The sequence below is a fragment of the Streptomyces sp. NPDC003036 genome, assembly GCF_040611175.1.
In the GTDB taxonomy this organism is placed as follows: domain Bacteria; phylum Actinomycetota; class Actinomycetes; order Streptomycetales; family Streptomycetaceae; genus Streptomyces.
Genome location: NZ_JBEXNO010000006.1, coordinates 89,931 through 102,834, shown reverse-complemented (window position 1 = coordinate 102,834; position 12,904 = coordinate 89,931). Strand labels below are relative to the sequence as shown.

General features: G+C 68.5%; 10 protein-coding genes. 5 read left to right on the top strand and 5 right to left on the bottom strand.

The window, feature by feature from the left end:
• Window positions 1-44 precede the first annotated feature (44 nt).
• A complete protein-coding gene (locus ABZX67_RS06545; protein WP_355355493.1) occupies window positions 45-323 on the bottom strand; it encodes a DUF2530 domain-containing protein in 279 nt (92 codons plus the stop codon).
• A 202-nt stretch (window positions 324-525) separates the two neighbouring features.
• On the opposite strand from ABZX67_RS06545, the gene ABZX67_RS06540 reads away from it, so the two are divergent.
• Window positions 526-1,980 carry an NCS2 family permease gene (locus ABZX67_RS06540; RefSeq protein WP_355355491.1) on the top strand — a complete coding sequence of 485 codons (1,455 nt, stop codon included), beginning with the start codon at window positions 526-528 and terminating at the stop codon, window positions 1,978-1,980.
• 10 nt (window positions 1,981-1,990) lie between these two features.
• Here the strand turns inward: ABZX67_RS06540 and ABZX67_RS06535 are convergent, their stop codons facing one another.
• A complete protein-coding gene (locus ABZX67_RS06535) occupies window positions 1,991-2,173 on the bottom strand; it encodes a ribbon-helix-helix protein, CopG family (protein ID WP_355355490.1) in 183 nt (60 codons plus the stop codon).
• A gap of 112 nt (window positions 2,174-2,285) precedes the next feature.
• Between ABZX67_RS06535 and ABZX67_RS06530 the strand changes: the two genes are divergently transcribed.
• The gene (locus ABZX67_RS06530) at window positions 2,286-2,729 is read left to right on the top strand and encodes a MarR family transcriptional regulator (RefSeq protein WP_355355488.1); all 444 of its coding nucleotides are present in this window, start codon (window positions 2,286-2,288) and stop codon (window positions 2,727-2,729) included.
• Between the two features lie 26 nt (window positions 2,730-2,755).
• Window positions 2,756-4,087 (top strand): MFS transporter, encoded by a 1,332-nt coding sequence (locus ABZX67_RS06525; RefSeq protein ID WP_355355486.1) that lies wholly within the window; start codon window positions 2,756-2,758, stop codon window positions 4,085-4,087.
• 54 nt (window positions 4,088-4,141) lie between these two features.
• Here the strand turns inward: ABZX67_RS06525 and ABZX67_RS06520 are convergent, their stop codons facing one another.
• Window positions 4,142-4,648, bottom strand: coding sequence for a GNAT family N-acetyltransferase (locus tag ABZX67_RS06520; protein ID WP_355355669.1), 507 nt, complete (start codon window positions 4,646-4,648; stop codon window positions 4,142-4,144).
• Window positions 4,649-4,695: 47 nt separating this feature from the next.
• Here ABZX67_RS06520 and thpR point away from each other — a divergent pair, with 47 nt between their 5' ends.
• Window positions 4,696-5,262: an RNA 2',3'-cyclic phosphodiesterase gene (gene thpR, locus ABZX67_RS06515; protein WP_355355484.1), complete on the top strand. Its 567-nt coding sequence runs from the start codon at window positions 4,696-4,698 to the stop codon at window positions 5,260-5,262.
• A 158-nt stretch (window positions 5,263-5,420) separates the two neighbouring features.
• Here the strand turns inward: thpR and ABZX67_RS06510 are convergent, their stop codons facing one another.
• On the bottom strand, window positions 5,421-6,413 hold the full coding sequence (locus tag ABZX67_RS06510; RefSeq protein WP_355355482.1) for an aldo/keto reductase: 993 nt from the start codon (window positions 6,411-6,413) through the stop codon (window positions 5,421-5,423).
• A gap of 267 nt (window positions 6,414-6,680) precedes the next feature.
• Between ABZX67_RS06510 and ABZX67_RS06505 the strand changes: the two genes are divergently transcribed.
• Window positions 6,681-8,198 carry a N,N-dimethylformamidase beta subunit family domain-containing protein gene (locus tag ABZX67_RS06505; protein WP_355355480.1) on the top strand — a complete coding sequence of 506 codons (1,518 nt, stop codon included), beginning with the start codon at window positions 6,681-6,683 and terminating at the stop codon, window positions 8,196-8,198.
• Window positions 8,199-8,272: 74 nt separating this feature from the next.
• Here ABZX67_RS06505 and ABZX67_RS06500 read toward each other — a convergent pair whose 3' ends face one another.
• Window positions 8,273-12,601 (bottom strand): FG-GAP-like repeat-containing protein, encoded by a 4,329-nt coding sequence (locus ABZX67_RS06500; protein ID WP_355355478.1) that lies wholly within the window; start codon window positions 12,599-12,601, stop codon window positions 8,273-8,275.
• Window positions 12,602-12,904: the final 303 nt, after the last annotated feature.

Below are 12,904 nucleotides of genomic sequence, written 5' to 3'. Positions count from 1 at the left end.
TTCGACGGTACGGCGGGAGGCGGGCGTTCACCCGCCGAACGCGGTCAAGAGCCGGACGGCCCCGGTGCCGCGTCCCGCTGGGCCCGCGCGCGCTTGATCGCGGCGTCGCGCTTGCGGACGTACCAGATGCCGATCAGCCCGAGGCCGCCACCCGCGAGGCAGGTCCACACCCACCAGGTGAGGTCGCGGTCGGCGAACCAGCCGTAGAAGGGGACCTGGACGAGGAAGAGGGCGAACCAGAGGATCGTGCCACCGGTGATCGTGCCGACGACGGGCCCCTCCAGGGGCTCCGGTGCCTCGTGCTTGGGGGTCCACTTCGCCATGCGGCGAGTCTATGCGGAGTCCCGCTGGACTCCCGAGGGGCAGCGGCGTCCCACCCAGCGGACACATCTACGCGCGGAGATACCGATCTTCGCATGATGCATTCATACTGAAACGTCTTATGCCTGACTGGTTTCTTTCGTGTGAATGAACGAATACGACCGGTCAACCCCCCTTCCCGCCCCCCGCACCCTGAGGTTTCGCATGCCCTCCTCGGTCACCGCTCCGGTGGACACCGGCGCCACGCCACCGTCCCCGCAGCAGCCGATCAGCGGCCTGGACCGCTTCTTCAAGATCACCGAGCGCGGCTCCACGGTCGCCCGGGAGGTACGCGGCGGATTCGCGACCTTCTTCGCGATGGCGTACATCATCGTGCTGAACCCGATCATCCTCGGCAGCGCCAAGGACATGTACGGTCACCAGCTCGACAGCGGCCAGCTCGTCACCGCCACCGTCCTGACCGCCGCGCTCTCGACGCTCCTCATGGGCGTCATCGGCAACGTCCCCATCGCCCTCGCCGCCGGTCTCGGCGTCAACACCGTCGTCGCCCTCCAGCTCGCGCCCCGCATGTCCTGGCCGGACGCGATGGGCATGGTGGTCCTGGCCGGCATCGTCGTGATGCTGCTGGTCGCGACGGGTCTGCGCGAGCGCGTGATGAACGCCGTGCCGGTCGGCCTGCGCAAGGGCATCGCCATCGGCATCGGCCTGTTCATCATGCTGATCGGCCTGGTGGACTCGGGCTTCGTCTCCCGCATCCCGGACGCCGCCCACACCACCGTCCCGCTCCAGCTCGGGTCGAGCGGTCACCTCACCGGCTGGCCGGTCCTCGTCTTCGTGCTCGGCGCCCTGCTCACCCTCGCGCTGATCATCCGCAAGGTGCCCGGCGCCATCCTCATCTCGATCGTCGTCATGACGATCGTCGCGATGGTGGTCAACGCCGTCGCCACCATCCCGTCCTGGGGCCTGACCACCCCGACGTGGCCGGGCAACCCGGTCGCCACGCCCGACTTCGGGCTGGTCGGCGAGGTCAGCCTGTTCGGCGGCTTCGAGAAGGTCGGCCTGCTCACCGGCTGCCTGTTCGTCTTCACCGTCCTCCTCTCCTGCTTCTTCGACGCCATGGGTACGATCCTCGGCGTCGGCGACGAGGCCAAGCTGATCGACAAGGACGGCAACTTCCCCGGCATCAACAAGGTGCTGCTCGTCGACGGCCTCGCCGTCGCCTCCGGCGGCGCCACCTCCTCCTCCGCCACCACCTGCTTCGTGGAGTCCACGGCGGGCGTCGGCGAGGGGGCCCGTACCGGCCTCGCCTCGGTCGTCACGGGCGCGCTGTTCTCGGTGGCGCTGTTCCTCACGCCGCTCGCCACGATGGTCCCGTCCCAGGCGGCCACCCCGGCCCTGCTGGCGGTCGGCTTCCTGATCCTGGCCGGGTCGGTGAGGGACATCGACTGGAGCGACTTCACCATCGCCGTGCCCGCCTTCCTGGCGATGGTGATGATGCCGTTCACGTACTCGATCACCAACGGCATCGGCATCGGCTTCATCGCCTTCAGCGTGCTGCGGCTGGCGGCCGGGCGCGGCCGGGAGGTCCCGGTGGCGATGTACGTCGTGTCGGCGGTCTTCGTCTTCTACTACGCCATGCCGTCGCTGGGCCTCACGTGAGTCACGTACGTCAGGTGAGGCCGTAGAACCTCTCCGTCTCGTCGACCGCCGCCTGAAAGCGTTCGTCGAAATCCTCGCGAATGAGCGTCCGGACCACATAGTCCTGGACGCTCATTCCGCTTCTCGCCGCGTGCTGCCTGACCCGGTCGAGCAGCTCCCCATCTATGCGCAGACTGAGCACCGTCGAAGCCATGCCGGTCAGGGTGACCGCCCTGCGCGCCCGCTCGCGTCGCTTTCCGGAAATCTCTCACCCGTTCGGGTGAAGCGCTGGTCTTTAGTCAGAGTAATGAGTTATGCTAAGGAACATGCCTGACCTCTCCCACGGCGAGCCCGCTGACACAGCCGCCGTGAACTCGCTTCGCTCGGCCGTCATGCGGCTGGGCCGACGCCTGAAGCACCAGCGCGTCGACGAATCGCTGAGCCCCACCGAGATGTCGGTGCTCGGCACCCTCGCCCGCTGCGGCTCGGCCACCCCCGGTGAGCTGGCCCGCAAGGAGCACGTCCAGCCGCCGTCCATGACGCGCATCGTGGCGCTGCTCGAAGCCAAGGGACTGGTCCGGCTGGAGCCGCACCCCGACGACCGCCGACAGAAGGTCGTCAGCTCGACCGAGACGGCCGAGGCCATGCTCGAGGAGTCCCGCCGCAAGCGGAACGCCTGGCTGGCCTCGCTCGCCGAGGGGCTCGACGAGGACGAGTGGGCGAAGCTGCGCGCGGCGGCGCCCGTGCTGGAGAAGCTCGCGCACCTGTAAGCACACCGCATCGAGGAGGCGAACCTTTGAGTACGGGAAACGGAGCAGACTCCGCACCCGCACGCATATCCACCCCTACGCATGAGAAGTCGACCTTCGCCTCCCTGAAGGTCCGCAACTACCGGCTCTTCTTCACCGGGGCCATCGTCTCCAACACCGGCACCTGGATGGCCCGCATCACCCAGGACTGGCTGGTGCTCAGCCTCACCGGCTCGGCCGCCGCCGTCGGCATCACCACGGCGCTGCAGTTCCTGCCGATGCTGCTCTTCGGCCTGTACGGCGGCGTCATCGCCGACCGCTACCCCAAGCGGCACCTGCTGCTGGCCTGCCAGGTGGCGCTCGGCCTGTGCGGTCTGGCCCTCGCGGTCCTGACCCTCTCCGGGCACGTCCAGGTCTGGCACGTGTACCTGATCGCGTTCCTGCTCGGCATGGTCTCGGTCGTCGACACCCCGGCCCGCCAGTCCTTCGTCTCCGAGCTGGTCGGCCCGGACCAGCTGCGCAACGCCGTCAGCCTGAACTCCGCGAACTTCCAGTCGGCGCGGCTCGTCGGCCCCGCCGTCGCGGGCGCGCTGATCGCCTCCATCGGCAGCGGCTGGGCGTTCCTCGTCAACGCCCTGTCCTTCCTCGCCCCGCTCACCGCGCTGCTGATGATGCGCACCGGCGAGCTGTACAAGTCCGCGCGCGCCCCGCGCGGCAAGGGCCAGCTGCGGGAGGGCCTGCGGTACGTAGCCGGGCGCCCGGAGCTGATCTGGCCCATCGCGCTCGTCGGCTTCGTCGGCACGTTCGGCTTCAACTTCCCGATCTGGCTCACCGCCTTCGCGGACGGCGTCTTCCACGTCGGACCGGGGACGTACGGCCTGCTCAACACCCTGATCGCGGTCGGCTCGCTGGTCGGCGCCCTGCTGTCCGCCCGGCGCGGCACCTCGCGGCTGCGGCTGCTGGTCGGCGCGGCCATCGCCTTCGGCGCCCTGGAGATCGCCGCGGCGCTCGCCCCGGCCTTCTGGCTGTTCGCCCTGCTGATGGTCCCCATCGGCATGCTGGGCCTCACGGTGAACGTCACCGCGAACTCGTCGGTCCAGATGGCGACGGACCCCGTCATGCGGGGCCGCGTGATGAGCCTCTACATGATGGTGTTCGTCGGCGGTACGCCGGTGGGCGCGCCCCTCGTGGGCTGGATCACCGACACCTACGGCGCCCGCGTGGGCTTCGCCACCGGCGGCGCGGTCTCCCTGGCCGCGGCGGCGGTCATCGGGCTGGTGCTGGTCCGGGCGGTCGGGCTGCGGCTGCAGCTGGACATGCGGCGGGGGCACCCGCACGTGCGGTTCGTGCCGCGCGAGCAGCTGGCGACGGCGGCGTAGCGTCTGCGGGTAGGGCTCCGGGGCGCACCTCGTAGGCCCCGGGCGTCACACCCGTCACACCCGTCGCGCCAGCACCTGGCCCGGCCAGTCGCCCACCGTGAACGTCTCCGTCGGCGTGAAGCCCTGGCGCTCGTAGTACCGCACCAGTCGGCCCTCGCTGCCCGCGAAGCAGTCCACCCGCAGCAGCGAGACCCCCTGCCGACGGGCCTCCTCCACGGCGTGCGCCAGCAGCGCGCTGCCCACGCCCCGCCCGTGGTGCCGCCCCTCGGTGGCGAGGCTGCGGACGAACACCTCCGGCTCGTCGGCGGGCGGGACGTGCGCACCCGGGACCGGCGCGAGAGTCATGGTCCCGGCCGGCACGCCGTCGATCTCGGCGATCCAGGGCGAGCACTCGGTGACGTACGCGCCAACCACCTCCACAGCCTTCGGCCGGGTCGAATACGGCTCGGTCCCCCACTGCGCCGTGATGCCGCGCGCGTTCAGCCAGACGACGGCACTGTCCAGGATGGCGAGCATCGCGGGGATGTCGTCCGCGTCGGCCTTCCTGATGGTTATGGGCATGTCCATGGCCCGAGAATAGAGGCGCGCGATCATGCCAGACTCGCGTCATGAGGCTTTTCGCTGCCGTGTTGCCGCCTCCCGCGGCCGTCGACGAACTCGCCACCGAGGTCCGACGCCTGAAGACCCTCCCCGGCGCGGACGACCTGCGCTGGACCGGCCGGGAGGGGTGGCACTTCACCCTCGCGTTCATGGGCGAGGTGGACGAGCGGCTCCTGCCCGAGCTGCGCGGCCGCCTCGCCCGCGCCGCCCACCGCACCGCGCCCTTCCCCCTGCGCCTCCACGGCGGCGGCCGGTTCGGGCGCCGCACCCTGTGGGCGGGCGCGGCGGGAGCGCTCGACGACATCCGGTTGCTGGCCGAGCGCACGGACGCGGCAGCCCGCCGTACCGGCATCGTGATGGACGAGCATCGCGCCTACCACGCCCACCTGACGCTGGCCCGGGGCCGTACGCAGACCGTCGACCTGCGCCCGTACGTCGACGAGCTCCAGCACTTCGAGGGCGCGCGGTGGCAGGCCGGCGAGCTCGTCCTGGTCCGCAGCAACCTCGCCGCGAAGGGCGAGCCCGGCGGCCCGCCGCGCTACGAGACGGTGGGCGCCTGGCCGCTGGGCACGTAGCCCTGCGGGCGGTCCTGCCCCGGCGGGCGGTTACGCTCGAAGCGTGGACCCCAAAACCCGAAACCGGATCATGGCCGGTGTGCTCGTACTGATGTTCCTGATCATCGCGGCGGCGTCGGTCGTGTGACCCCCGCCGCCGCGTCCGTCTACGCCTACGCCTACCAGGCGAAGGCTTCCGGCGACGGCCCGGTCCCCGGGAAGATCGCGTCCAGCCCCTGGAGCACCTCGTCCGAGAGGTCCAGCTCGACCGCCCGCAGCGCGGACTCCAACTGCTCGGCCGTGCGCGGCCCGACGATCGGTCCGGTCACCCCGGGCCGGGTCAGCAGCCAGGCGAGCGCGACCTCGCCGGGCGCGAGGCCGTGCTTGTCGAGGAGGTTCTCGTACGCCTGGACCTGCTCGCGTACGGCGCTGTTGGCGAGCGCGTCGGCGGAACGGCCCTGGGTGCGGCGCGCCGTACCCTCCGCCTCCTTCTTGATCACGCCGCCGAGCAGTCCGCCGTGCAGCGGGGACCACGGGATGACGCCGAGGCCGTAGTCCTGCGCGGCGGGGATGACCTCCATCTCGGCGCGGCGCTCGGCGAGGTTGTAGAGGCACTGCTCGCTGACGAGTCCGACCATGCCGCGGCGGGCGGCGCTCTCGTTGGCCTGGGCGATCTTGTAGCCGGGGAAGTTGCTCGACCCGGCGTAGAGGATCTTGCCCTGCTGGATCAGTACGTCGATGGCCTGCCAGATCTCCTCGAACGGCGTGTGCCGGTCGATGTGGTGGAACTGGTAGAGGTCGATGTAGTCGGTGTTGAGGCGCTTCAGGCTGGCCTCGACGGCCCGCCGGATGTTGACGGCGGAGAGCCGGTCGTGGTTGGGCCACACGTCCCCGGTGCCGCCCATGGGCCCGTACACCTTGGTGGCAAGGACGACCTTGTCCCGGCGGTCGGACCCCTTGGCGAACCAGGAGCCGACGATCTCCTCGGTGCGGCCCCGGTTGTCGGGCCCGCCGTAGACGTTGGCGGTGTCGAAGAAGTTGATCCCCGCGCCGAGCGCGGCGTCCATGATGGCGTGACTGCCGGCCTCGTCGGTCTGCGGCCCGAAGTTCATGGTGCCGAGGACGATGCGACTGACCTTGAGTCCGGTGCGTCCGAGCTGCGTGTACTTCATGGTCGTACAGCCAACGCCTTGGAGCGCGCTCGAAGCAAGGGAGTTGTCAGTCGCGGGGGAACTCCGAGGGCCGCCGGGCAGGTCGCCGCTGACGCGATGGGGGTGAGTGCCTTCTCCCACATTTTCTTCCCATCACGTCGAAGATGTGTTCACTACAAGTACAGTCGTTCCGGCATTTCCGAAGATGCTTCATAGCTCTCGCGTGCCGTTCAGTCCCATCCTGTAGCGCGCTGGGCGACCGCCCGTCGGCTTCAACGGAGGTTGCCCATGTCCGCTGTGTCCCGTCGTGCTGCCCTGGGAGTGATCGGCCTCGGCGCCGCGGCGCTGACCGGCTGCCAGGCGCAGAGCGAGGCCGCCGGGCCGCCCCCGGTGCGGCGAGCCGTGCGCACCGGCGACAACCCCGTGGTCCGGGAGAACAAGCTGGCCGGGAAGGCCGACTGGAAGGTCGGCATCGACGGCATCCGGGCCGTGGACGACCTGAACGGTCAGATACACGGATACACCTCCGCCACCTCCGTGAGCCCTGGCGAGACCATCGACTTCCATGTGTCGGTCCGCCCCGCCGGCACCTTCAACGTCGCTCTCTACCGCATAGGCCATTACGCCGGTGCGGGTGCCCGTCGTGTGGCGGTCAGCCCGCGGCTCGAGGGCAAGCCACGGCCCACGCCGGAGGCGAAGGGACACGCACGGGTCATCGCCTGCGACTGGCCGGTGTCGTGGAGTTTCGAGATACCGAAGGACTGGGTGTCGGGGCTCTTCCTCGCCGTCTTCACCACCGCCGACGGCCACCGCAGCTACGCGCCGTTCGTCGTGCGGGACGTGCAGCGCACCTCGGACATCCTGATGGTGGCCCCCTTCACGACGTACCAGGCCTACAACCTGTGGCCCAGGGACGGCCGCACGGGCAGGAACCTCTACCGAGGGCATCTGCCCACGGGTGGGCTCGGTGCCAACCCCGAGCGCTCCTACGAGGTCTCCTTCGACCGGCCGTACTCCCATGACGGACTGCCCATGGTTTTCGATATGGACATGTCCTTCACCCGCTGGGCCGAGGAGGCGGGATACGACGTCACCTACGCGACCAGCATCGATCTGCACGAAGGGCGCATAGACCCGTCCCGGCACCGAGCGATCGTGTTCCCCGGACATGACGAGTACTGGTCCAAGGAGATGCGCGACCACGCGGAAGCGGCCGTGAAGGCGGGGACGCATCTGGCGTTCCTGGGAGCGAACAACATCTACTTCAATATCCGGCTGGAGCCCTCCGCCCGGGACAAGGCGAGCCGCGTGGTCGCCTGCTACAAGGAGGAGGCCGACCCGAACCCGGGCGCCGGAGGCCCCACCATCCGATGGCGGCACCTGGACAAGGACCACCGCCGCGCCGAGCAGGGGCTGCTGGGCGTCCAGTACAACGGCATGCTGAAGGACCCGGTGCCTCTCGTCGTGAAGGAGAGCGGCCACTGGCTCTGGGCGGGCACGGGTGTGCGTGACGGTGATGAGATACCCGACCTGGTGGCGATCGAGGCCGACGGGTTCGACCGCAAGATGCCCAAGCCTCGGGATGTCGAGCAGACCCTGCTGTCCCACTCCCCGTACCCCGACAGCATGGGCAGGGGAACGAAGATCCAGAACACCAGCCTGTGTGTGGACCGGCGCGGCACCATGGTGTTCGCCGCGGGAACCTTCAACTGGCCCATCGCCCTGAGTGCAGAGGGCCGGGTCGATCAGCGCATTCGCACGGCGACGAGCAATCTCTTCGACCGGATGCTGCAGTCCCGGGCCTGATCCGAAGACAACCGTGGCCCGTCCTCACGTCAGGACGGGCCACAGTCGTTCATTCGGTCACCACTCGGTGAGCGTCAGTTCTGCTGCTCCAGGAAGGCGACCCTGCTGAAGGTCCAGTTGCCGGTAGGAGCCGACCAGCTTCCGACGGCACCGTTCAGATTGCCGTCGGTCCTGGCCGTCCAGGTCCACATGCGGACCGCGCCGTCGTCGTAGCCGTACATGGCACCGAGGTCGTCGCGGCCGTCGCCGTTGTAGTCACCGGTGACCAGCTTGACGCTCTCCCGCCACCAGTTTCCGGCCGGAGTGGTCCATGCTTCGTAGACCGAGGTGAAGGCGCCGGTCGCCGTGCTGGGGAAGATGTGCACGGCGTCGTGGCCGTCCACGTAGTCGTACCAGGCCGCGAGGTCGTCGCGGCCGTCGCCGTTGAAGTCGCCCGCGTGCAGCGAGGTGCGGCTCCAGTCTCCCCAGCTCGTGGCCGACCAGGAGTACGTCGCGACGAACTTGCCGTCGGCGGTGGCGCTGAACGTCCAGATCTTCTCGCTGCCGTCCCCGTAACCGAAGAACGACGCCAGGTCGTCGCGGCCGTCGCCGTTGAAGTCACCGGTGACGGTCTTGGCGCGGGACTGATCCCAGCTGTTGACCGCCGTCCAGTAGCTGACCGGGTTGTTGAAGCCGCCCTTCACCGCGCTGGTGAACGTCCAGATCGTGTCGTGCTTGTCGGCGTAGTCGTACCAGACGGCCACGTCGTCGCGCCCGTCCCCGTTGAAGTCGCCGCTGTACGGCGTCATGCGGGCGAAGGTCCACGATCCGGCCTTGACGTTCCAGGACTTGAAGGGCGTGTTGAAGGTGCCGTCGCCCTTACCGGTCCAGGTGAACAGCGCGACCGCGCCGTCCGAGTAACCGTAGAAACTCGCGACGTCGCCTATGCCGTCCCCGTTGTAATCGCCGGTCACCCGCTTCATCGCCGAGGCCGTCATGTTGCCGGCCGGGGTGGTCCAGGCGGTGTTCGGGGCCAGGAACGTGCCGTCGGAGGCGGCGGTGAAGTTGTGGAGCGAGTCGCGCCCGTCGCCGTAGTCGTACCAGTCGGCCATGTCACTGCGGCCGTCGGCGTTGTAGTCATGGCGGATCGAGCTGCCACTGGACCACTGGGACTGGCTTCTGACGTTGAAGACGACCAGGTCGCCGCGGTCCTGCAGCATGGCGTAGCCCTCGGGCGCGCTGGTCTTGGACTCCCAGGCGACGGTGGTGCCGTCCGCCTTGTAGACCACCAGGTTGCCGTCGCTGCGCATGACGGCCTTGGCTCCGATGTTGCCCGCGGTCTTGGAGGACCACAGCACCTTGCCGGCGTTCGAGGTGACGACGAGGTTGCCGTCGTTCTGCATCGTCAGCTTGGCGGAGCGGGAAGTGAGCGACTGCCCACCGGTCAGCGTGGTACCGGACGGGATGCGGGAGCCACCGACAATGCCGTCGATGACGAAGGGGCTGCCGAGGGCGATGGTGCTGCCCGTGGCCGGCACCTTCCCGGGGTAGCCCACCATGGTGTTGTCGGCCTTGCGGGCCCACAGATCCGCGAGGCCGTCTCCGGTGATGTCGCCGACCGAGCCGACGCCCGGGTAGGAGGCCGCCGTGAAGCCGGTGCCGATCTTCACCCGGCCGGCCACATTGCCCCAGGTGGTGGGGTCGAGGTAGCCGTTGCTGCCCTTCTTACCGTACGAACGCCAGAGGTCACCGGTGGTGTTGTCGCGCAGCCACAGGTCGGCGATGGCGTCCCCGTTGAGGTCGCCGGGGGCGATCACGGTGAACTTGTTCCAGTCGCCGCCGCCGACGAGCACGGGCTCGCGCACGTCGAGGCTGTACGCGGCGCGGTTGCCGTAGTAGGCCCACAGGAAGGTGCCCTGCTTGACCAGCAGGTCGGGCTGGGAGTCACCGTTGAGGTCGCCGGCCGCCACGATCTGCTCGGCGTTGTGCCAGTGGTCGTCACCAGTCCACTTCTCGTCGCCGATGCAGCCCAGCTCCTCGTTGACGACCGGGCAGGCCACCGTGAGCTCGGTGTAGCTGTCGCTGATGACGCCGCTGCCGTTGTTGGGGTAGGTCCAGAGTCGCTTCTTCTTCTCGACGTTGTCGTACTGCAGCGCGACGAGATCGTTGTAGCCGTCCTGGCCCCAGTCACCGCGCGAGTCCACGCTGGTGGAGGGGAAGTACTTGCCGCCGTTGGTGGCCGCGGCGAAGTCGCCGTTGCCCTGTCCGGCGTAGGTGAGCAGCGTGCCGTTGGAGTCCGTGCTCCAGATGTCGCTGTTGCCGTCGCCGTTGAGGTCCGTCGGCCCGTCGCGTGTCTGGGACCGGCCCGCGTAGTACAGGTAGGACGTCGTGTCCGACCGGTTGCCGACCTTGTCCACGCTGTACGCGTAAACGAAGTGCGGGCCATAGCCGGGCGGTGTCACCGAGGCCGGTACGCCCGGCAGCGCGTCGTTGGTGTCCGGGTCATAGTCGGTCCACCAGACGTAGTGGTCCACGTCGGTCACGCCGTTGGGCGAGAACGTGAACCTGCCGGTCTCCCGGGCCTTGCCGGTCACCGCCGGCCAGCCGTTCTCACCGGACGGGAACTTGTTGCCCTCGGACGCGATCACCGGCGGCTTGCTCGGCCGGGTGCGGTCGATGGTGAACTTGCATGTGGTGGACCAGGGGGAGTACGCGTTGTCCTGGTCTTTGGCGCGCGCCTTCCAGGTCCAGTCGCCGGATGGCAGGCTCGCGTCCGGCACGACCCAGGTAGTGACCTTGCCCTTGTTGGCCGGCAGGCTCTGCGTCACCGCAGGCGTGGTGGTGCCGGCCTTGAACAGCTGGAACTCGGCGGTCAGGTTGCCGGCGTCCTTGTCGTCGAACGTGGCGTAGAGGCTGACCCGCGTGTTTCCGATGAGGCCACCGGCGGTGCACTGCGTCCGCGGGTTGGTGCCCAGGCGCTCCGGTGTCTTGGGCGGGTTGTTGTAGAGCGTCTCCAGGGTCGCACTCTTGGCGTCGAACTTCTTCCAACCGAAGGTGTCGGTTTCGTCCGAGGCGTACAGCCCGAGGGTGATCTTCGCCCAGCCCTTGCGCGCCGCCTCGCGGATCTTGGCGGTGGTGTCGAACTCAAGGTTGCCGGCCTCGCAGCCCGGGGCGTCGCTCCAGCCCTTCGCGTCGTTCACGGTGGCGAGCTGTGCCTTCTTGGCCGGCTGGTTGTTCCAGGTGGTCTTCTTGCTGATGGGACCCACGTGCCACAGCTCGACGGGCCTGTGCTCGCAGGACCACGACCACATGTTGTGGATCCGGAAGACAGAGCTGATGACTTGTGCGTCCGTGACGTCGCTCGTGTCGAGCTGGACGAAGGAGCGGGATATGCGGGTAGAGCCGCCGGTCTCTGCCTCGTAGCCCACGCGGATGGGGTCTTTGGTGTTCCAGAAGGACATGTTCGGGTAGTGCCGGTACACCCGAGTCCAGTTCTGCTTCTCGCCCCAGGCCATGGACGGGTCGATGAAGACGGGGTACTGCGTTTCCGCGCCGGTCAGCAGTGCTTGGTCCGGCTTGATCTCCAGCGTGTCGCCGGACACCGTGGTCGGCATTTGCGCGTCCTGCGAGCCGGGCGGCGGCTCGAACGCGTCGGCGGGGTTCTCGTCCGATGTGGTGGTCGTGCTGAACGTGGCCACGGGGGCGGGACCGGCGTTGTTGCTGGTGGAGTCCCACATCAGCGGCGACGGACTGGTGAAGACCGTCTGCCCGGCCGGGTTGACCGCGCTGACACTGCCCGTCTCCGCGTCGGTCGACACGTCGAGGCCGACAGTGTCCAGCTTGTACTTGAGCGACGCGAGCGCCGGATTCTTCGCTGCCTCGGCGGTCTTGACGACCAGCAGCTGGGAGAAGGCCTCGACCTCCGCCTTCAGCTGGAGGTCCACACCGGGCAGCACCTCGGCATAGGTGGCCACGTTCTCGGCGAGGGTGGGCTTCGGCAGCGGGTTCGGCCACGTCATCGACAGCGTGCGCCCGTCCTTGACGCCCGTGAGCAGCGGGCCGGTGCCACCGCCGGAGAACGTCACGTCGACCGTCGAAGCCTTGGGTGCCACCGTGCCGGTAGCCGTGAACCCCAGGGTCGGGTCCGTCGGGACCCAGGCACCGTCCCGCAACACCCGCACGGCCGTGCCGTACCGCTTGACCGACCACTTGCCGTCGGGCAGGGCCCAGGTATCGGTGGACTCGGTGCGGGCCGAGGTCAGCTCGTAGGGCCGGCCGGTTGCCTTTGCCTGTTCGAGCGCGAATTCTTCTTCGCTCTTGGAGCCTTCGGCGACGGGGTCAAGTGTCGTGGTGATGGTGGCGGCGGCTGCAGCGGCCGTAACGGGCAGTAGGACGAGACCGGATGCTGAAATTGCACTCGCCAAGGCAAACGAAATGCCGCGCGTAATGAGGCGCTCTCTGGGTCTCCGTCGAGTCGGTTTTTCCTGTGTCACGCATACCTCTCAGGGCCGGATAAGTTGCGTGACTCTATCGACAACCATGTGCTGGTAGCACGGCTGACCAGCCGTTTTGCGGCGATCTTGAGGTTAAAATCCGATTGATCCGTCATGGTGGCGTTTGAATTTACTTCGTGCCGCACTGCAGCTTCCCTCCCTCGTCGGCATTTGGAAACGGCATCTGGTGGAGGGTGGGGTGCTGTTACTCTGCGCAGGCTATTTTTGGGATTG

Coding starts and splice junctions, on each gene's coding strand:
- ABZX67_RS06545 (WP_355355493.1), bottom strand. CDS start 323: ATGGCGAAGTGGACCCCCAAGCACGAGGCACCGGAGCCCCTGGAGGGG.
- ABZX67_RS06540 (WP_355355491.1), top strand. CDS start 526: ATGCCCTCCTCGGTCACCGCTCCGGTGGACACCGGCGCCACGCCACCG.
- ABZX67_RS06535 (WP_355355490.1), bottom strand. CDS start 2,173: ATGGCTTCGACGGTGCTCAGTCTGCGCATAGATGGGGAGCTGCTCGAC.
- ABZX67_RS06530 (WP_355355488.1), top strand. CDS start 2,286: ATGCCTGACCTCTCCCACGGCGAGCCCGCTGACACAGCCGCCGTGAAC.
- ABZX67_RS06520 (WP_355355669.1), bottom strand. CDS start 4,648: ATGCCCATAACCATCAGGAAGGCCGACGCGGACGACATCCCCGCGATG.
- thpR (WP_355355484.1), top strand. CDS start 4,696: ATGAGGCTTTTCGCTGCCGTGTTGCCGCCTCCCGCGGCCGTCGACGAA.
- ABZX67_RS06510 (WP_355355482.1), bottom strand. CDS start 6,413: ATGAAGTACACGCAGCTCGGACGCACCGGACTCAAGGTCAGTCGCATC.
- ABZX67_RS06505 (WP_355355480.1), top strand. CDS start 6,681: ATGTCCGCTGTGTCCCGTCGTGCTGCCCTGGGAGTGATCGGCCTCGGC.